The following is a 19,411-nucleotide window of genomic DNA, read 5'->3' on the forward strand; positions in this document are numbered from 1 at the left end:
CGCGGTGGAGCATGTTGAGCATCAGGTGTTGTCGCGGCTTGGTCAACACGCTTCAATGCGTGGGAACTCGGGGCGTGAACGGCTGCACCTGCGTGTGAACGGGCTCCCGTGCGCCGACCTGGCGACCCTTGCGCCCCACGCGAACGGCCTGACCAGCCGTTGTGAACATTCACAGAAAGGCCCCTGCATGCGGCACGGCACACAGCAGGCGGACAGCGCCGCGGCGGAACTGGAGACGGCCCTGCGGGGCGGCCCTTTCCACGTCGCGCTCCGCGCCGCCATCACCGCCCGCGGCCTCCCCCTCCAGCGCGTGCAGCACCACTTGTCCCGGTACGGGGTCAAGGTGGGGGTGACGAGCCTCAGTTACTGGCAGCAGGGCGCGCGGCGCCCGCAGCGCCCCGAGTCCCTGCGGGCCGTACGCGCCCTGGAGGAGATCCTGCGGCTTCCGGACGAGTCGCTGATCCGGCTGCTCGCCGAGGCCGACGAACGATCCGACCCGGAACGCCCCGCGGGCCGCACCTACCGTTCCCTGGTGGCGGCCTCCAGCGTCCAGGAGCAGTTGCTGGCCGAGCTGGAGTCACCGCTCGACGGCGGACTGCACACCATCGGCCACCACGAACGCGTCCACATCGGCGCGCACCGCGAACTGCTCGGCCGCGAATCGCACCACATAGTGCGGGCCCACAGGGACGGCGTGGATCGCTATGTCGCGATCCACCACGGCGATCCGGGCTGCGTGCCCGAGCGAATGTCGGTGCGGGCCCTGGAGAACTGCCGTACGGGGCGGGTGCGCCGGCACCACGACACCGGACTGCTCGTGGCCGAGCTGCTCTTCGACACACGCCTGCGCGCCGGCGACACGTTCCTCTTCCGCTACGGCTTCGACGACGGCACGGCCGGCGCGTCCACCGAGTACGTCCGCGGGTTCGGCTTCGCGGGCGGGCAGTACGCGCTCCAGGTGCGGTTCGCCGAGGACGCCCTGCCCGTGCGCTGCCACCGCTTCACCCAGCACTCGGCGGCCGCTCCGCGCAGCGGCCGCCAGGAGCTGACGCTGAGCGGCCACCACCGTTCGGTGCATCTGGTCGAGCCGCGTGTGCGGTCGGGGATCGTGGGGATCGGTTGGGACTGGGAGTGAGGGGGGCCGGGCGCCGGCTCAGGCGTCCGGACCCGCGACGATCTTCCCGCCCTTGGCCTCGACGGACAGTTCGTTCAGCGGCACGGTCGCCGGCGCGTGCAGCACCTCGCCCGTCACTGCGTCGAACTCGCTGCCGTGGCACGGGCACGTCAGCGTCGTGCCCTCCAGCTTGTTGATGGGGCACCCGGCGTGGGTGCAGATCGTGCTGAACGCCTTCAGCGAACCGTCCTCGGCACGGCTGACCACCACGTTGTGATCCCGGTACAGCTTGGCGCCGCCCTTGGCGATCTCGCTCTCCGCGCCCAGCTCGACCGGCGCGGTCGGTGTCGCGGGCGCCGCGCCGCCCGTGCCGCCGGAGCAGGCGGTCAGGGCGAACCCGGCGACCGGGGCTGTCGCGACTCCCCGCAACACGGTGCGGCGGCTCGGGGACGGACGGCCAGGCATGGCATCTCCACTGGTCGAGGGCGTTCTCGAAGGGCATCGGGCGGCATGGAGCGAGCCCTGTGCGTCCTTGCCTTCGGCGCGCGAGCGCGCCTGGGCACGCTTCGGGCCGTTTCGGCCGCCTCGACGGACGCGATGCGTCGTTCGTCGACGATACCGGTACCGGTCATTCCGCCCGAGCCGGGGCAGGTCGGAGCCCGGGCCGCGGCGAGCGCTGGCACGGACACCCCGCGTAAACGCTTACGCACATCCATGCGTAAGCGTTTACGTGTCGCCGCGGATGAGATACGTTCCCCGGCTAGGAACCGGCTACCGGCGGAGGGAACGCCATGGCGACGATGGTCGATGTGGCCCGGCGCGCGGGCGTGTCCATCGCCACCGTCTCGCACGTGCTCAACGCCACGCGCCCCGTGCTGCCCGCGACGCGCCAGGCCGTGCTCGACGCCATCGACGAGCTCGGATACACGCCCAACACCCTGGCCCGTTCTCTGGTGACCTCCCGCACCCGGTCCATCGGGCTCGCGGTGTCGGCGATCAGCAACCCGTACTTCACGGAGATCCTTCAGGGTGTCGAGGCAGGCGCCCTCCAGCACGGCTACAGCCTGCTCATCGCCGATCCGCACGACGACCCGGAGCATGAGCGCAAGGTCGTGCAGCTGCTGCACGAACGACGTGTCGACGGCATGATCATCGCGCCCTCGGCGGCACCGGAGGGGCTGCTGCGTCTCCTCGCGCAGCACGAGGTGCCCACCGTGTTCCTGGACCGACTCGTCGACTCCCCCGTCGGCTCCTCCTTCCGTTTCGACCAGGTGTGCACGGAGAACACCGAGCCCACGGCACACCTGGTCACCCACCTCGCCGAGCGGGGGCACCGGCGGATCGCCCTGGTCGCGGGCCTTCCCGGGCTCAGCACCACGACCGAGCGGATCACGGGCTACCGGCACGGCCTCGCACAGGCCGGGCTCCCCCACGACGAACGGCTCGTGGCCCACGGCAACTCCCAGGCGGACGCCGCCGAGGAGGCCACCCGCGGCCTGCTGTCACTCCCGGCACCGCCCACCGCGCTCGTCACCGCCAACAACGCGATGACCATCGGCGCTCTGCGAGCTCTGCGCGGCCTGCGTCTGTCCGTGCCGGACGACCTGGCGCTGTGCTGCTTCGACGACTTCGCGTGGGCCGACCTGTTCACCCCGCGGCTGACCGCGATCTCCCAGCCCAGCAAGGAGATCGGCGCTCAGGCCGTACGCCTGCTGCTGGACCGGCTGGCGTCCCCCGAGCGGACGGGCCGTACCCTCCGGCTGCCGTCCTCCTTCGTCCACCGCACCTCGTGCGGCTGCCCCGACAGCTCCCCCGAGCCCGAGCACCACAGGAAAGGACCCGAGTCGTGATCGTCGTCGCCGGTGAGGCCCTGATCGATCTGGTACCGCAGGGCGCGGGCGCCCTCGTGGACCTGCTGCCGCGCCTCGGCGGCGGACCGTACAACACGGCGGTGGCCCTCGGCCGCCTCGGCTCCCCCACCGCCTTCTGCTCCCGCGTCTCGGACGACGCCTTCGGCGAGGCGCTCCTGGGCGGGCTGCGCGAGGCGGACGTCGACGTCTCCCATGTGCAGCGCGGCGCGGAGCCGACGACACTCGCCGTCGCGACGATCGGCCCGGACGGCTCGGCGGGATTCTCCTTCTACGTCGAAGGCACGGCGGACCGCCTCTTCTCGGCGGCCGACGGGCTCCCCGACGCCACGAAGGCAGTGTCCTTCGGTACGTGCTCGCTGGTCCTGGAGCCGGGCGCCACAGCGTACGAGGAGTTGATGCGGTCCGCCGCCGCACGTGGCGTGTTCACCGCGCTCGACCCGAACATCAGGGCCGTACTCATCCCCGACCCGGACGCCTACCGGGCCCGGTTCAAGAGTTGGCTGCCGTCCGTGTCGCTCCTCAAGCTCTCGCAGGAGGACGCCGAATGGCTCGGCGGGACCCCGCGCGAGTGGCTGGCGTCCGGCCCCGGTGCCGTGGTGATCACCCGCGGCGGCGACGGGCTGACCGTGTTCACCCGCGACGGCCAGGAGCTCTCCGTGCCCGGCGAACCGGTCGAGGTCGTGGACACCATCGGCGCGGGCGACACGGTGAACGCGGCGCTGCTGCACGGTCTGGCCGCCCGGGACGCCCTGTCACCGGCCGCGCTGACGGAACTGGACCCCGACGACTGGGCCCGGCTGCTGCGCTTCGCGGCCCGCGCCGCGGCGATCACGTGCTCGCGCGCGGGGGCCGAACCGCCGTACGCCTCCGAGCTCGGCGGCCTGTGACGGACGCGCTCAGCCGCCGACCGCCCGCAGAGCGCCCGGCTGCCGCCCGTCGAGCCGGTCGAGCGCGGCGGCCGTGGCCTCGTCCGCGGGCAGGTGGACGACCATGCGGTGACCGTCGTCCGGCAGCGCGAGCGTCTCGTACGACAGTCGCAGCGGTCCGACCTCGGGGTGGGTGACCAGGTCGGTCCCGGCCCGGCGGGGCATGGCCGGTACCGCGGCGAGCCGGTCGGCGAAACGGGCTCCCGCCGTGACGGTCAGCTCGTCGGCCAGGGCGGCGACATGGGGGTCCTGGAGGGGTGCCTCGTGCCGCAGGTGCGCGACCTGTGTGTCGGCGACCTGGTCCCAGTCGGTGAAAGCGGTATGGGCCCGCTCGTCGGTGAACACGTACCGGAGGATGTTCGGCTGCCGGCCGTCGAGCAACCCCAGCGGCCCGGTGAGGCGGCGATAGCCACCGGTGTACGCCAGGATGTCGCCGATCCAGTTCAGGAGAACGGCCGGTGTGGGCTCCAGCCGCTCCAGCATGGCCCGGACGGAGGGGCGCACCGCGTGGGTGGGCGCCGCGGCCGCCGAACAGAGGATGGCGTCGTGACCGGACTCCTTGGCGAGCCGGCGCAGCAGGATCCGTTCCGTCACGGGCAGTTGCAGGGCGTCGGAGAGCGCGCCCAGGACCTGTGGCGATGGGTTGCGGTCGCGGCCCTGTTCGAGACGGATGAGGTACTCGACGCTGATTCCGGCGAGCGTGGCCAGCTCGGCGCGGCGCAGTCCCGGCGTGCGGCGGCGGGGTCCGGCCGGCAGCCCCGCCTGGGCGGGTGTGATCGCTTCACGTCGTGTGCGCAGGAAGGTGCCCAGTTCGTTGTCGCTCACCTGTCGAACGTACAGCGCGCGTGGCCTCGGATCGTGGCCCTGTCACTACCACCATCCGCCCGGCCTCCCTCCTTTCCCTCCGGCCGCGCACGGTGGTGCCATGACTTACGACAACTCCCCTGCCACGCACGCTTCGCTGCCGCTGTCCGCCGGCGACTGGGAGCTCGATCCGCTGCACTCGGCGGTCAACTTCACCATCCGCCACCTCGGGATCGCCAAGGTGCGCGGACGTTTCGCCGACGTGCAGGCCTCGCTCCACGTCGGTGAGACGGCCGACGCCATCAAGGTGGGCGCCGAGATCGCCTTGGCCTCCATCGACACCGGCAACCCCGACCGGGACGCGCACACCCGCTCGGCCGACCTGCTCGACGTCGAGAAGCGGCCGACGATGTCCTTCGCCTCGACGCGGGTCTTCGGCGACGGCGAGGAGTGGTCGATGGAAGGGGACTTGACCATCGGGGGCGTGACCCGGCCGGTGACGCTCGACGTCGAGTTCGGTGGGGTGGTGGACTCTCCCGCCGACCAGCGCAGGCATGCCGGGTTCGAGGCGACGGGTGAGATCCGGCGCAGTGACTTCGGTCTGGACTTCGGGACCGGTTTCCTCGGTGATGTTGTCAAGGTGCAGTTGGACATGCAGTTCGTCGAGCCGCAGGGACAGGGCGGCTGACTGTTCAACGGGCGGCGCCCCACGGGGAGTTCCCGTGGGGCGCCGTATTTCTGGGGACTTGTCGGACTCGGCCGCCGGGCGTCGCGCCTGCGGGTGGCCTGCCTTCGCACCGGCGGTGGGAAGGTCTTCCCACCGCCGGTCGACGGGCCGGGGGCGGGGCCGCCGGCCGGTGTCCGCCGGTCAGGCCTGGCGGGCCCGCGTGGTCTTCTTCGCGGGCGTCGCCTTCTTGGTGGCCGTCTTCTTGGTCGCCGCGGCCGCCTTCTTGGTGGCCGTGTTGTTGACCGCCTTCGTGGCCGTCTTCTTCGTCGTGGCCTTCGCCGCCACCGTCTTGGCCGCGGTCTTGCGCACGGCCTTCACGGGAGCGGCGTCACTGATCCGGTCGGCACCGAGGATCTCCCGCAGGAACTTGCCGGTGTGGCTGGCCGGGACTCCGGCGACCTGCTCTGGGGTGCCCTCGGCGATCACGAGGCCACCGCCGTTGCCCCCCTCGGGGCCCATGTCGACGACCCAGTCCGCGGTCTTGATGACGTCGAGGTTGTGCTCGATGACGATGACCGTGTTGCCCTTGTCCACCAGGCCGGACAGCACGGAGATGAGCTTGCTGATGTCCTCGAAGTGCAGACCGGTGGTCGGCTCGTCGAGCACGTACACCGTGCGGCCCGTGGAGCGCTTCTGGAGCTCGCTGGCGAGCTTGACGCGCTGCGCCTCACCACCCGACAGCGTGGGCGCGGACTGGCCGAGCCGGACGTAGCCGAGACCGACGTCGTTCAGCGTCCTGAGGTGGCGGGCGATCGCCGGGACCGCCTCGAAGAAGTCGAGGGCCTCCTCGATCGGCATGTCGAGCACCTCGGAGATCGACTTGCCCTTGTAGTGGACCTCCAGGGTCTCCCGGTTGTAGCGCGCACCGTGGCAGACCTCGCACGGGACGTACACGTCGGGCAGGAAGTTCATCTCGATCTTGATGGTGCCGTCGCCGGAGCAGTTCTCGCAGCGGCCGCCCTTGACGTTGAAGGAGAAGCGGCCGGGCAGGTAGCCGCGGACCTTCGCCTCGGTCGTCTCGGCGAACAGCTTGCGGACGTGGTCGAAGACGCCGGTGTACGTCGCCGGGTTGGACCGGGGCGTACGGCCGATGGGCGACTGGTCGACGTGCACGACCTTGTCGACGAGGTCGTCGCCGTCCACGCGCGTGTGCCGCCCGGGGACGTTCCTCGCGCCGTTGAGCTCGCGGGCCAGGTGCGTGTAGAGGATGTCGTTGACCAGGGTGGACTTGCCGGAGCCCGAGACGCCGGTGACGGCGGTGAGGACGCCGAGCGGGAAGGACACGTCGATGTCCTGGAGGTTGTTCTCCCGGGCGCCGTGCACCGTGAGCCTGCGACTCGGGTCGGTGGGGCGGCGGATGTCCGGGGTCGCGATCTCCTTCTTGCGCGACAGGTACTGGCCGGTCATCGACTCGGCGTTGGCGAGGAGCTCCTTCAAGGGGCCGCTGTGCACGACCTTGCCGCCGTGCTCGCCCGCGCCGGGGCCGATGTCGACGACCCAGTCGGCGACCTTGATGGTGTCCTCGTCGTGCTCGACGACGATGAGCGTGTTGCCCATGTCGCGGAGCCGGACCAGCGTCTCGATCAGCCGGTGGTTGTCCCGCTGGTGCAGACCGATGGAGGGCTCGTCGAGGACGTAGAGGACGCCGACGAGTCCGGAGCCGATCTGGGTGGCCAGCCGGATGCGCTGCGCCTCGCCGCCGGAGAGGGTACCGGCCGCGCGGTTCAGCGACAGGTAGTCGAGGCCCACGTCGACCAGGAAGCGCAGCCGTTCGTTGACCTCCTTCAGGACGCGTTCGGCGATCTTCTTGTCACGGGCGTTCAGTTTCAGCTCGCCGAGGAAGTCCGCGCAGTCGCTGATGGACATCGCGGAGACCTCCGCGATCGACTTGTCCATCACGGTGACCGCGAGGACGAGCGGCTTCAGACGCGTGCCCTCACAGGTGGGGCACGGCACCTCACGCATGTAGCCCTCGAAGCGCTCGCGGCTGGCGTCGCTCTCGGCCTCGCTGTGCCGCCGCTTCACGAAGGGGACGGCCCCTTCGAAGGGCGTGGTGTAGACCCGCTCGCGTCCGTACCGGTTGCGGTAGCGGACCTCGATCTGCGTCTTGTGCCCGTGGAGCAGGGCCTTCTTGGCGCGCTGCGGGAGTCCCGCGAACGGGATGTCGGTGCGGAAGCCCAGGGCGTCCGCGAGGGCTCCGATGAGGCGCCCGAAGTAGTCCTTGGTGTGTCCGTGCGACCAGGGGTGGATGGCGCCCTCGTCGAGGGACTTCTCCTCGTCCGGGACGATCAGCTCGGGGTCGACCTCCATGCGCGTGCCGATGCCGGTGCACTCGGGGCAGGCGCCGAAGGGCGAGTTGAAGGAGAAGGAGCGGGGCTCCAGCTCCTCGAAGGACAGGTCGTCGTACGGGCAGTACAGGTGCTCCGAGTACATGCGCTCGCGGTCGGGGTCGTCCTCGGGGAGGTCGACGAAGTCCAGCACGACCATGCCGCCGGACAGACCGAGGGCCGTCTCGACGGAGTCGGTGAGGCGGCGCTTGGCGGAGTCCTTCACCGTGAGACGGTCGACGACCACCTCGATGGTGTGCTTCTCCTGCTTCTTCAGCGCGGGCGGCTCGGTGAGCTGGATCGTCTCGCCGTCGACGCGGGCACGGCTGTACCCCTTGGTCTGGAGATCGGCGAAGAGGTCGACGAACTCTCCCTTGCGCTCGCGCACCAGCGGCGACAGGACCTGGAAGCGGCTCCCCTCCGGCAGCTCCAGGACCTTGTCGACGATGGCCTGCGGCGACTGACGCGTGATGGAGCGACCGCACTCGGGACAGTGCGGCTTGCCGATGCGCGCGAACAGCAGACGCAGGTAGTCGTAGACCTCGGTGATCGTGCCGACCGTCGAGCGTGGGTTGCGCGAGGTCGACTTCTGGTCGATCGAGACCGCTGGGGAGAGGCCCTCGATGAAGTCGACGTCCGGCTTGTCCATCTGTCCGAGGAACTGCCGGGCGTACGACGAGAGCGACTCGACGTAGCGGCGCTGGCCCTCGGCGAAGATCGTGTCGAAGGCGAGGGAGGACTTGCCCGACCCCGACAGGCCCGTGAAGACGATGAGCGAGTCGCGCGGGAGGTCGAGCGAGACATTCTTCAGGTTGTGCTCGCGCGCTCCACGGACGATGAGACGGTCGGCCACGCCGGTCCGCACCTTTCTTGAGAGAAGTGACAGGGGCCGAGGCCCCGGTCTTTCTCAGACTAGGGGGAGCCACTGACAGCGCCGGTCGGTATTCGCTGGTTCACAACAATCCCGGGCCCTCCAGCATGCCCGACGCCGCATCCGAGCTTATAGCACGCACATTCGATTTGCGGGGGCGGTCGACCACCTTCACCCGAAGGAGTGGCGGGACTAGGGTCGACCTCATGATTGATCATGTGCGCGACCTGGCGTCTGTACGTGACGCGACCGAACGACTGCTCACCGCAGCCACCAAACTGGACAACGCTTCCGCGGCCGAGCCGTCACGGCTGCCCGGCTGGAGCCGCGGCCACGTGCTCGCCCATCTCGCCCGCAACGCGGACGCTCTGGTGAACGTCCTCGAAGGACGCCCCATGTACGTCTCCGGCGACGCGCGCGACGCCGACATCGAACGGGACGCGCCGCGGCCCGTGGACGCGCAGCTCGCCGACGTACGGGCGAGCGCGGCCCGTTTCCAGGACGCGGGGGCCGTTCCCGCGGACTGGTCCCGCACGGTGGAGCTGCGCAACGGGGTCACCGACACGGCGGCCCGGGTTCCGTTCCGGCGGTGGATCGAGGTCGAGCTGCACCACGTGGACCTGGGGGTCGGCTACGAGCTCGAAGACCTCCCCGAGGATTTCGTGGCACGGGAGATCGAGTTCCTCACCGACCGCTTCCGCGGCCACCCCGAGGTGCCGGCCACCCGCCTCACCGACGGCACGCGCGCGTGGAGCACAGGACGCGCCTCGCAGGGCGAGCCCGATATCACCGTGACCGGCGCGGCGCCCGCGCTGCTCGGCTGGCTGGCGGGACGCCGTGACGGCGCCGGGCTGACCGTCGGCGGCGACGCGCTTCCCACCCTCCCCCCGCTATAGGCTGCCGCCATGACGTACAGCGGAGCGGTGAAGGTCGGCGGCCCTGCCGATGTGCATGAGCTGCGGGACCTGATGATCTCCAAGATCGCGGTCGGCCCGATGGACAACAACGCCTATCTGCTGCGCTGCCGGGCCACCGACGAGCAGCTCCTGATCGACGCGGCGAACGACGCCTCGGCGTTGATCGGTCTGATCGGTGACGACGGCATCGCGTCCGTCGTCACCACCCACCAGCACGGCGATCACTGGCAGGCACTGGCCGAGGTCGTGGCGGCCACGGGTGCGCGCACCTACGCGGGCCGGGACGACACCGACGGCATCCCGGTGCCGACCGACGTCCCCGTCGACGACGGCGACACGATCCGGGTGGGACATGTCGAGCTGACCGCGCGCCACCTGGTGGGGCACACGCCGGGCTCGATCGCGCTCGTCTACGACGACCCGCACGGCCACCCCCATGTGTTCACGGGCGACTGCCTCTTCCCGGGCGGCGTGGGCAACACGCGCAAGGATCCGAAGGCGTTCGCGAGCCTCATCCGCGACGTCGAGACCAAGATCTTCGACGCGCTGCCGGACGAGACCTGGGTCTACCCCGGTCATGGCAACGACACGACGCTGGGCGCGGAGCGGCCTCACCTGCCGGAGTGGCACGCGCGCGGCTGGTGAGTCACCCGCCGGGCCGTTGCGCGACCCGACGCCTGCGGCCGGGATCTCGTGTTCGATGCCGCCGAGCTCGCCGAGCCGTTGGGCCACCCTCAGGTCGGTGCTCTCCACGCACGGGGCGCGCGTCCTGAACACGCGCCCCGTGTGAACCGAGCGCACGCGCCGGTGTCACGCGCGCGCTCCCGGCGCTGTCACTGGTGCAGTCCACTGGAGCCAGCCCCGCGCGGGATGACGGCTCCGGCGCGGAACGGGCCGCCGGCCTTCGATCCCCGCCCTCGGCCGGCGGCCCCGGCACACTCGGGTGACCACCACACGGCCCTGCACCGCTCGTCACGTACCGTCGACCCCCCGCGCCCGGCCTCGTGCCGGGCGCACGTCCTCAGCCGGGTCGGCGCCACTGCCCGCCGCCCTCAGGTGTCTCCGCCCAGGGCAGCGGCGGCTCCGCGGCGCAGCAACGGCGGTCGGTGACGCGTACGCCGCCCCTGCGCCAGGCGTACGCGGGTTCGTGCGCACCCGACGTCCTCGGCGTGCTCCGCCTCCAACGCCCGCTCCTGGGTCAGGCGTCCGCCTTCCCCGTCCCGGCCAGCGCCGCCACCCGCTCCACCGCGAAGGCGTACCCCTGCACACCGCAGCCGGCGATGACCCCGTCGGCGCGGAGCGAGACGTACGAGTGGTGCCGGAACTGCTCGCGCTGGTGGATGTTGGAGATGTGGACCTCCACCACCGGAAGACCGTCACAGGTGTTGAGCGCATCCAGGATCGCCACGGAAGTGTGCGAGTAGGCAGCAGGGTTGATCACGATCCCGGCATGGTGGAGGCGGGCCTCGTGGATCCAGTCGACCAACTCGCCCTCGTGGTTGGACTGCCGGAAGTCCACCGTGCCGCCGTGCACGGCTGCCGCCTTCGCGCACAGCGCCTCCACGTCCGCGAGGGTGTCGGACCCGTAGATCTCCGGCTGGCGCTGCCCGAGGAGGTTCAGGTTGGGTCCGTTGAGAATCATGATCGGGGCGTTGGCGAGGGTGCGGGGCACGGTTCCTCCGGTCCTTCCAGGTTCACGGCCCGTCCAGGACCGCTGCTCGGACCCGGTTTATCACGGTGCGACGACGCGGTGACGGCCCGTACCCTCCGGTCATGACGACGCTCCGTTATCCCCCCAAGCCCTCGCCCGGCGACCGCGTCGCCGTGCTCTCTCCCTCCGCGGGCCTGCCGGAACTCTTCCCGCGCCCCTACGAGCTGGGCCTGGAGCGACTGCGCACGGAGTACGGCCTGGAACCGGTCGAGTATCCGACCACCCGCAAGATGGGGGCGACGCCGCAGCAGCGCGCCGACGACATCCACGCGGCGTTCGCGGATCCGTCGGTCAAGGCCGTGGTCTCCTCCATCGGCGGTGCGGACCAGATCACCGTGCTGCCGCTGCTGGACCGGGAGTTGATCCGTGCGAACCCGAAGCCCTTCTTCGGATACAGCGACAACACCAACCTGCTCGCGTACTTGTGGAACGCCGGAATCGTCGGCTACCACGGCGGCAGCGTGATGTGCGAGCTAGGCCGTCCGATCGCGATGCACCCGCTGACCGCGGAGTCGCTCCGCGCCGCGCTGTTCACCTCGGGCCCCTACGAGCTGCGTCCCACCGACCGGTTCGGTGACGTCAACGGCCCCTGGGAGGACCCCGCGACGTTCGAGTCCGAACCCGCGTCGGAGCCGGCCGGCGGCTGGACGTGGCACCGCCCGGACCGGATCGTCGAGGGCCGCTCCTGGGGCGGCAACATCGAGATCCTCTCCTGGCTGCTGATGGCCGACCGGGAGATCGCCCGCGATCCCGCCGTGCACGAGGGTCATGTGCTGTTCCTGGAGACCTCGGAGGACATGCCGAAGGCGGACGACGTCTTCTGGATCCTGCGCAGCATGGGCGAGCGCGGTCTGCTGCGACGCTTCCCGGCGCTGCTGATGGGCCGTGCGAAGGCCTGGTCCTTCGAGCACCCCAACGACGCCGACGCCAAGGCCCGTTACACGCGGGAACAGCGCGAGGCGGTGCTGCGGGCCGTCGACCAGTACGCGCCCGACATGATGGTCGTGTTCGACGTGGACCTCGGGCACACGGATCCGCAGATCGTCATCCCCTACGGGGGCACGGTCCGGGTGGACGGTCCGGCCCGGCGCATCACCGTGACGTACTGACGCGGGCGCACGACGGTCGCGACCGACGCGGCCGCCGTGCGCCGGACGCGCGGGCCGACACCGAGGAGAGCACCCGCACGCCCCCGTAACCGCCCGTCACCCTGGGTAGTTGACGCGGCATGCACGACGTACGCACCGTAAGGGCACCCTCCATGCTGCGGCTCGCGGCCGCCTCCCTCGCCGGGACCGCAATCGAGTTCTACGACTTCTTCGTGTACGGGACGGCGGCCGCTCTGGTCCTGGGGCCGCTGTTCTTCCCGACGTTCTCACCGCTGGCGGGGACGCTGGCGGCCTTCGCGACGTTCGGTGTCGGGTTCGTCGCCCGCCCGCTCGGCTCGGTGCTGTTCGGGCATCTCGGGGACCGGCGCGGGCGGCGTCCCGTCCTGGTCGCCTCGCTGCTGCTGACCGGCACGGCGACCGTCGCCGTGGGCTGCGTGCCGACGTACGAGCACATCGGCGTGACCGCCCCGGTGCTCCTTCTCGTGCTGCGTTTTCTCCAGGGCCTGGGCCTGGGCGGCGAGTGGGGCGGGGCGGTGCTGCTGACCGCCGAGCACGCGCCCGCCGAGCGGCGAGGGCTGTGGTCGAGCTTCCCGCAGGTCGGCCCGTCGCTGGGGTTCGTGCTGGCCAACGGCGTGATGCTGGCACTGTCGGCGACGCTGTCCGACGCGCAGTTCGCCGCGTGGGGGTGGCGGGTGCCGTTCTGGGCCGCGGGCGTGCTCGCGGCGGCGGGGCTGTGGCTGCGCGGTTCGCTGGCGGAGAGCCCGCAGTTCCTGGAGATGGGGGACCACGCGCGCGTGCCGCTCGCCGAGGTGGTGCGCGACCACTGGCGGCTGGTGCTGCTGACGGCCGGCGGACTCGCGGTCGGCTACGCGGTGTTCTACGCGGTGACGACCTGGGCGCTCGCGTACGGCGTCGAGCGACTGGGCGTGAGCCGTACCGTCATGCTGACCTGCATCATGGCCGCGGTGGTGGTCAAGGGATGTCTGACACCGGTGATGGCCCTGCTCGGGGACCGGTTCGGGCGGCGCCCCCTGTGTCTGGTGGGCTGCACGGCCGCCGCGCTGTGGATGTTCCCCATGGTCGCCCTGCTGTCGACCGGCGAACCCCTTCTGATGTTCGCCGGCTTCCTGGTGGCCCTGATCGCGTTCATCACGATGTTCGCCGTCATCGCCGCGTATCTGCCGGAGTTGTACGAGCCCCGCGTGCGCTGCACGGGCGCCGCCGTGGGCTACAACCTGGGCGGGGTTCTCGGTGGCGCGCTCACGCCCATCGTGGCGACCGCGGTGGCGAGCGGACCGGGCGTCCCCTGGGGCGTGGCCGCGTATCTGACCGGGATCGCGCTGCTCAGCCTGGGATGCTTCGCACTGCTCCCGGAGACCCGGTCGGTGCCACGCCTTGCGGTCGTGCAAGCGGCCGACTGAGGGGTGCCGTCCCTGGTGCGAACCGCGCTCAGGGGTTGACCGCGAGTTCCAGATAGGCCGCGAACAGCACCAGATGGACACCGCCCTGGAGCGGGGTCGCACGGCCCGGAACCACGGTCAGGGAGCTCACCACCACGGTGAGCGCGAGCAGCACCATGTGCGTGGCGCCGAGTCCGAGGACGAGCGGTCCGGAGAGCCAGATGGACGCGAGGGCGACGGCGGGAATGGTCAGTCCGATGCTGGCCATCGCGGAGCCGAGAGCGAGGTTCAGGCTGGTCTGCACCCGGTCGCGGCGAGCCGACCGGAGTGCGGCGATGGTCTCGGGCAGCAGGACGAGCAGCGCGATGATCACACCGACCACGGCGGCCGGCATGCCGGCCGCCTCCACCCCGGACTCGATGGTGGGCGACACGCCCTTGGCGAGTCCGACCACACCGACGAGGGCCACGGCCAGCAGTCCGAGGCTGAGCGCCGCCGTACGGCCCGAGGGGGCGTCGGCGTGGGCGTCCGCGTGGATGACCTCGCCCTGCCGGGTGATCGGCAGGAAGTAGTCGCGGTGCCGCACGGTCTGGGTCGTGACGAACAGGCCGTAGAGGACGAGTGAGGACAGGGCGGCGAAGGTGAGCTGGGCCGAGGAGAACTCGGGGCCCGGCTTGCTGGTGGTGAAGGTCGGCAGGACGAGGCTGAGCGTGGCGAGCGTCGCGACGGTGGCGAGGGCCGCTCCGGTGCCTTCGGCGTTGAAGACGGCGAGCCCGTGGCGCAGGGAGGCGACGAGCAGACAGAGACCGACGATGCCGTTGCAGGTGATCATCACGGCCGCGAACACCGTGTCGCGGGCGAGCGTCGCGCTCTTGTCGCCGCCGTCCGCCATCAGGGTGACGATCAGGGCCACTTCGATGATCGTGACGGCGACGGCGAGCACCAGGGAGCCGAAGGGTTCGCCGACCCGGTGGGCCACCACCTCGGCGTGGTGGACGGCTGCCAGCACGGCTCCGGCGAGCACCAGCGTCACCAGGACCACCACCGCGCCCGGCACGGCGCGTCCCCAGGTGAAGACCAGCAGGACCACCGCGAGCATGGGCACGATGGCCGTCCACTGCGTGAGGGGTGACCGGAGCCGATCGATCATGCTGCGATCGTCGCAGTCCTTCGTGGGGCCCGCACTCCGGTCGTCCGGTGTCCGCTCCTCTGTCGTGGAGGACGATTCGCTTCCGGGATCGGCCGCCAGGTCGGCTCGGTCGTGTCCCGTGTGTCGCATCAGTCGTCTCCCGTGTGTCGCGTTGGGTGGGCGGACGGCGGGCCTGTGGGCCTGTGGGGCGTCGCCGTGCCGTCCTGGTCGTTCGGTGTCGTGTGCTGGGTTCGGGGCTCCGTGGGGTCGGTGCGCTCGCGGCCGCGGCCGGCGTGCCTGGTCGACGTCATGGGTGTGCTCCTCCGGACAGGTCGGGAGGAGCGGATGTCAGGGCCGTCCGTCGCTGTGCCCGGACATGCTCCGGGAGCGGTGGTCGGCTCCTCGCCGCACGCCGCTCCCGGAGGCTGTTCGCGCAGTCGACGCCGTCAGACGTCGACGCTCTTCGGGCTCTTGTCCCCGGCGCTCTCCTGCTCGTCGCGCGCCGCCTGCTTCCTGGAGGCCATCAGGCTGGTGATCGTGGTGACCACCAGGACCGCGCAGATCACGCCGAGGGAGACCGGGATGGAGATCTCGGGAACGTGGACGCCGGACTCGTGCAGCGCGTGCAGGACGAGTTTGACGCCGATGAAGCCGAGGATGACCGAGAGGCCGTAGCTCAGGTGGACCAGCTTCTTGAGCAGTCCGCCGATGAGGAAGTACAGCTGTCGCAGGCCCATCAGCGCGAACGCGTTGGCCGTGAACACGATGTACGGGTCCTGGGTGAGGCCGAAGATCGCGGGGATCGAGTCGAGGGCGAAGAGCACGTCGGTGGTGCCGATCGCCAGCATGACGACGAGCATCGGCGTCATGACGCGCTTGCCGTTCTGCTGGATCCACAGCTTGGTGCCGTGGTACCGGTCGGCCACGCCGAAGCGTCGCTCGGCCGCCTTCAGCAGGCGGTTCTCCTCGAACTCCTCGTCCTCCTCCTCGGCCCTGGCCTCCTGGATCAGCTTCCAGGCGGTGTAGATGAGGAACGCGCCGAAGATGTAGAAGACCCAGGCGAAGCTCGCGAGGATCGCGGCACCCGCGGCGATGAATATCGCGCGCAGGACAAGGGCGATGAGCACACCGACGAGGAGCACGCGCTGCTGGTACTGCGAGGGCACCGCGAACTTCGCCATGATCAGTACGAAGACGAAGAGGTTGTCGACGCTCAGCGACTTCTCGGTGATGAAGCCGGCGAAGAACTCTCCGGCGGGCTGGCCGCCTGAGAAGACGAGCAGGCCGAGTCCGAAGAGGCCGGCCAGGGCGATCCAGACGATCGTCCAGATTCCGGCTTCCTTGATCGACACGTCGTGCGGCTTGCGGCCGATGAAGAAGTCGACCGCGATGAGGGCGGCGAGGCCCACGATCGTCAGGACCCACAGGGTCAGGGAAACATCCACTGCGCCTCCGGCAGTACGTAACGGCAGGTCTCAGCGTCGTCGCTGCCGGAGGTCTCTTCCACCCGGGACGGCCGGGGCGCGTGATGCGCCCGGTGTCCGCGGGCCGACGCCCCGGGATCTGGCCTGATCCGTATTGACGGGCACGTCGCCATAGGTAGGGAGTACTCCCCTCCGTACGAACGAGAGTACCCAACCACCAAGGAAAGGTAAAGTGATTGGTAAAAGAAGAGCCAAATTCCCAGCTCAGAGGGGCTTTACTGTTACTTGGCACACTCCAGGAGCTCGGCCCGGCGCGTGCTCATCGGTTCCACGGACGCCGGGCAGCGGCCACCTGGGCCAGCACCTGCTGGAGCACCTGACTGCCCGCCGGGACGAGCGTGGGCTCGTACGTCCAGGCGTGCCCCACCCACGGGTCGGCGAGGTGGTCGTCGGCCACCGGCGTCAGCCGAAGCAGCGAACGCCAGAGCGGGTCGAGCAGCGGCCCGTAGGCGGCGGCGTCCTCCCGGTCGGCCACCATCATCAGGTGCACCCCGACGGCCGGGCCCTCGTCCGCGAGATAGCGCAGCTGGGTCACGGCACGGTCGTCGAACCCGTGCGGGAAGTCATTGACGATCAGCAACTGCTCGGCGGTGTCGAACCCGGGCGGCAACGAGTCGGACGCTCCGCCACGGATCGCCATCTGCACCAGGTCGACCCGCTGGGTGAGCCGGGCCAGGACCTCGGAGACCCCGGCGGCGCCGGCACCGGGCGGCACGTCGAGCACCCCGGACTGCGTCAGCGGTGCGAGCGAGGACGCTCCGGAACCGGCCGGGTCGATGACGTGCACCGTGAACTCGCCGGCGGGATACACGGCGAGCAGCCGCGCGGCATGCGCGACGGCCGTGTCCATCGCCAGGCGGCGCAGCTCGTCGGCGTCGGCGAGGCCGCCGTCCGCGGAGCTGCGGCCACTGTCGATCCACAGGCCGCGCTCCAGCGGCAGCCGCAGGAGCATCGGAATGCTCAGGCGTTCGCTCTCGGGCAGGCTGAGATCGCCCAGGCGCAGGGCCATGGGGATCTCCATCGGTACCCGGTAGCCGTGCCAGACAGGGTTGTCCCAGCGTGCGTACGCCGCGGGGAGCGCGGGCTCGACGACCTCGGACTCGGCGACCAGCTGGGCGAGATCCCGGTCGAGCGCCTCGCGGGCCTGGTCGACGAGCTGGGCGTGCCGGGCGCGCGCCGCCTCACGGGCCGCGTCGCCCTGTCCGCCGATCCGGCTGCGCGGGTCGGACAGCACCTGGTCGAGTTCCTTCTCCATGCGGGAGTCGGCGAAGTCGACGGCGCTGCGGTAGGCGGCGGTGGTGCGGGCGAGGTCCTCGAACATGCCCCACACCTGGTTGTAGAGCCGCTCGTCCATGGACCATCCGGTCGCGTCGCCCGCGACGGGCTGGGCGGGACGGCCGGGCTCGGCCGGTGGCGCGGTCGGCGCAGGCGGGGGCGGTGCCGCGGTCTGCCGGCCGGGGTGGGTGTAGTTGATCCCGCCGCCGACGGATGCGGACGGCTGGGTGACGGCGGAGGGGTCGGGCGGGTAGCCCTGCCCCGGCGTCGCACCCCCCTGCGGACCGGGGGTGTCGTACGGGGACTGCGGTGGTGTGACGGTCCCAGGGGCGCCCTGCGGTCCCGGGTACGGCTGGTCGGCTCCGGGCGTCGAACTGGCCGCCTGGCGCGACCGGTCCGCGTCCGCCGTACGCGGTGGGGGCGCGGCGACCGAGCGGGCCATTCCGCGCGCCACCGCTTCATTGATGCTTCCGGCGAGCTGCTGGGCCTCGGGAAGGCCCTGGTCGGCGAGGAGTTCGGCGAGGCCGCCCGCGTACCCCTGGCCGACCGCGCGTACCTTCCAGGCACCCTGCCTGCGGTAGAGCTCCAGGGCGACGACGGCGGACTCGGCGTCCAGACCGGTGACGGTGTAGCTGGCGACCTCCGCGCCGTCGAGGCCGGTGACCGCGACGAAGGGGGCGGCGACGGCGCCGAACCGGACCGGGCCGCCGACCCCGGACGGCAGTGCGAGCAGCACACTGACCCGGTGCACATGCTCCGGCAGGGCGTCGAGGTCGAACGCCAGGCGGTGATCGGCCGCCGCCTGCTTGGAGACCTCCAGCCCCGGCAGTGTGGGCGCGCCCGGGTGGGCCACCCACTCGACGCCGCGGATCTTGCCCTGCTCGTCGCTGAGCGTGGCCCCGGCCACGACCGGTTTACCGGCCGAGATCCGGACCTCGAGACGGACCTGGGAGAGCGGGTGGTTCTGCCCCCGGACCAGCTCGGCCGTCATCGCCTTGTCCCCCTGTGTCGCTGTGTCGCTTCGTGCGGTGTGGGCGCGTGGCCTACAGGTGCGGCAGGATCGCCGGCATCAGGTCCTGGAACGTGCGGCCGTTGGCCGGCGTACCGAGGGCCGTCATCTGCCAGCCGGCTCCGGCACGGTGCACCTTGGCCATGATCTGGGCCGTGTACTGTCCGCCGCCCGCGAGCGTGTAGCGGGCGAGCTCCTGGCCGTTGGTCTCGTCGACCAGACGGCAGAACGCGTTCTGCACTTCCTGGAAGGTCTGGCCCGTGAAGGAGTTCACGGTGAAGACGATCTGGTCGATGTGGACCGGGACGCGCTGCAGGTCGACGAGGATCGACTCGTCGTCGCCTCCCTGGCCCGCGCCGCCGACCAGGTTGTCACCGGTGTGCCGTACGGAGCCGTCGTCGCTGACGAGGTGACGGAAGAACACCACGTCGACGGGCTGCTTGTCCGCGAACAGCACGGCGGACGCGTCGAGGTCGATCTCCCGGGTGCGCGAGCCGAACAGGCCGCGCCTCGGAGCGGCCTGCCAGCCGAGGCCCATGCGCACCGCGGTCAGCGTGCCCCCGTCGTTCTTCTGCAGACTGATGGCCTGACCCTTGGTCATGTTGACCGTCACGCGCTGTTCCCCTCTCGAACTGTCCCCTGTTGCCGCGGAGTCCGCGGATGACCAGAACACTACGCAGCGGCACCGACAGCGCCGAACCCTGGGGCGCACTTTGTGTCGGTCTTGCAACACAGTG

General features: G+C 70.9%; 16 protein-coding genes. 8 read left to right on the forward strand and 8 right to left on the reverse strand.

Annotated features, from left to right (window positions below; genetic code table 11):
• Positions 1 to 187: 187 nt before the first annotated feature.
• A complete protein-coding gene (locus ABEB03_RS28300; RefSeq protein WP_345655418.1) occupies positions 188 to 1,135 on the forward strand; it encodes a hypothetical protein in 948 nt (315 codons plus the stop codon).
• Positions 1,136 to 1,153: 18 nt separating this feature from the next.
• Here ABEB03_RS28300 and ABEB03_RS28305 read toward each other — a convergent pair whose 3' ends face one another.
• Positions 1,154 to 1,579: a Rieske (2Fe-2S) protein gene (locus ABEB03_RS28305; RefSeq protein WP_345655420.1), complete on the reverse strand. Its 426-nt coding sequence runs from the start codon at positions 1,577 to 1,579 to the stop codon at positions 1,154 to 1,156.
• Positions 1,580 to 1,905: 326 nt separating this feature from the next.
• On the opposite strand from ABEB03_RS28305, the gene ABEB03_RS28310 reads away from it, so the two are divergent.
• Together ABEB03_RS28310 and ABEB03_RS28315 are read left to right on the forward strand one after the other, a co-directional pair.
• Complete coding sequence (locus ABEB03_RS28310; protein ID WP_345655422.1) at positions 1,906 to 2,964, forward strand: LacI family DNA-binding transcriptional regulator; 1,059 nt, start codon at positions 1,906 to 1,908, stop codon at positions 2,962 to 2,964.
• Complete coding sequence (locus ABEB03_RS28315) at positions 2,961 to 3,872, forward strand: carbohydrate kinase family protein (RefSeq protein WP_345655424.1); 912 nt, start codon at positions 2,961 to 2,963, stop codon at positions 3,870 to 3,872. Before ABEB03_RS28310 ends, ABEB03_RS28315 begins: the two co-directional genes overlap by 4 nt.
• 9 nt (positions 3,873 to 3,881) lie before the next feature.
• Here the strand turns inward: ABEB03_RS28315 and ABEB03_RS28320 are convergent, their stop codons facing one another.
• Positions 3,882 to 4,736, reverse strand: coding sequence for a helix-turn-helix domain-containing protein (locus tag ABEB03_RS28320; RefSeq protein ID WP_345655426.1), 855 nt, complete (start codon positions 4,734 to 4,736; stop codon positions 3,882 to 3,884).
• 100 nt (positions 4,737 to 4,836) lie between these two features.
• Here ABEB03_RS28320 and ABEB03_RS28325 point away from each other — a divergent pair, with 100 nt between their 5' ends.
• Positions 4,837 to 5,403 (forward strand): YceI family protein, encoded by a 567-nt coding sequence (locus ABEB03_RS28325; protein WP_345655428.1) that lies wholly within the window; start codon positions 4,837 to 4,839, stop codon positions 5,401 to 5,403.
• A 180-nt stretch (positions 5,404 to 5,583) separates the two neighbouring features.
• On the opposite strand, the gene uvrA is transcribed toward ABEB03_RS28325, so the two are convergent.
• Positions 5,584 to 8,622, reverse strand: a complete 3,039-nt coding sequence (gene uvrA / locus ABEB03_RS28330; RefSeq protein WP_345655431.1) for an excinuclease ABC subunit UvrA — start codon at positions 8,620 to 8,622, stop codon at positions 5,584 to 5,586.
• A gap of 224 nt (positions 8,623 to 8,846) precedes the next feature.
• Between uvrA and ABEB03_RS28335 the strand changes: the two genes are divergently transcribed.
• Together ABEB03_RS28335 and ABEB03_RS28340 are read left to right on the forward strand one after the other, a co-directional pair.
• Positions 8,847 to 9,536 (forward strand): maleylpyruvate isomerase family mycothiol-dependent enzyme, encoded by a 690-nt coding sequence (locus ABEB03_RS28335; protein ID WP_345655434.1) that lies wholly within the window; start codon positions 8,847 to 8,849, stop codon positions 9,534 to 9,536.
• 9 nt (positions 9,537 to 9,545) lie between these two features.
• Positions 9,546 to 10,202: an MBL fold metallo-hydrolase gene (locus tag ABEB03_RS28340; protein WP_345655436.1), complete on the forward strand. Its 657-nt coding sequence runs from the start codon at positions 9,546 to 9,548 to the stop codon at positions 10,200 to 10,202.
• Between the two features lie 553 nt (positions 10,203 to 10,755).
• On the opposite strand, the gene aroQ is transcribed toward ABEB03_RS28340, so the two are convergent.
• Entirely contained in the window at positions 10,756 to 11,229 is a 474-nt protein-coding gene (gene aroQ, locus ABEB03_RS28345; RefSeq protein WP_345655438.1) for a type II 3-dehydroquinate dehydratase, read from the reverse strand.
• A gap of 101 nt (positions 11,230 to 11,330) precedes the next feature.
• Between aroQ and ABEB03_RS28350 the strand changes: the two genes are divergently transcribed.
• The gene (locus tag ABEB03_RS28350; RefSeq protein WP_345655440.1) at positions 11,331 to 12,377 is read left to right on the forward strand and encodes a S66 family peptidase; all 1,047 of its coding nucleotides are present in this window, start codon (positions 11,331 to 11,333) and stop codon (positions 12,375 to 12,377) included.
• A gap of 119 nt (positions 12,378 to 12,496) precedes the next feature.
• A complete protein-coding gene (locus ABEB03_RS28355) occupies positions 12,497 to 13,798 on the forward strand; it encodes an MFS transporter (RefSeq protein WP_345655443.1) in 1,302 nt (433 codons plus the stop codon).
• Positions 13,799 to 13,826: 28 nt separating this feature from the next.
• Here the strand turns inward: ABEB03_RS28355 and ABEB03_RS28360 are convergent, their stop codons facing one another.
• From ABEB03_RS28360 to ABEB03_RS28375, 4 genes are all read right to left on the reverse strand, one after another.
• Positions 13,827 to 14,927 carry a calcium:cation antiporter gene (locus ABEB03_RS28360; RefSeq protein ID WP_345655445.1) on the reverse strand — a complete coding sequence of 367 codons (1,101 nt, stop codon included), beginning with the start codon at positions 14,925 to 14,927 and terminating at the stop codon, positions 13,827 to 13,829.
• 425 nt (positions 14,928 to 15,352) lie between these two features.
• Entirely contained in the window at positions 15,353 to 16,351 is a 999-nt protein-coding gene (locus ABEB03_RS28365) for a TerC/Alx family metal homeostasis membrane protein (protein WP_345655447.1), read from the reverse strand.
• A 298-nt stretch (positions 16,352 to 16,649) separates the two neighbouring features.
• Entirely contained in the window at positions 16,650 to 18,656 is a 2,007-nt protein-coding gene (locus ABEB03_RS28370; protein ID WP_345655449.1) for a TerD family protein, read from the reverse strand.
• Positions 18,657 to 18,708: 52 nt separating this feature from the next.
• Complete coding sequence (locus ABEB03_RS28375) at positions 18,709 to 19,287, reverse strand: TerD family protein (protein ID WP_345655451.1); 579 nt, start codon at positions 19,285 to 19,287, stop codon at positions 18,709 to 18,711.
• Positions 19,288 to 19,411: the final 124 nt, after the last annotated feature.

It is taken from the genome of Streptomyces siamensis, from assembly GCF_039543605.1.
Taxonomy (GTDB): Bacteria; Actinomycetota; Actinomycetes; order Streptomycetales; family Streptomycetaceae; genus Streptomyces; species Streptomyces siamensis.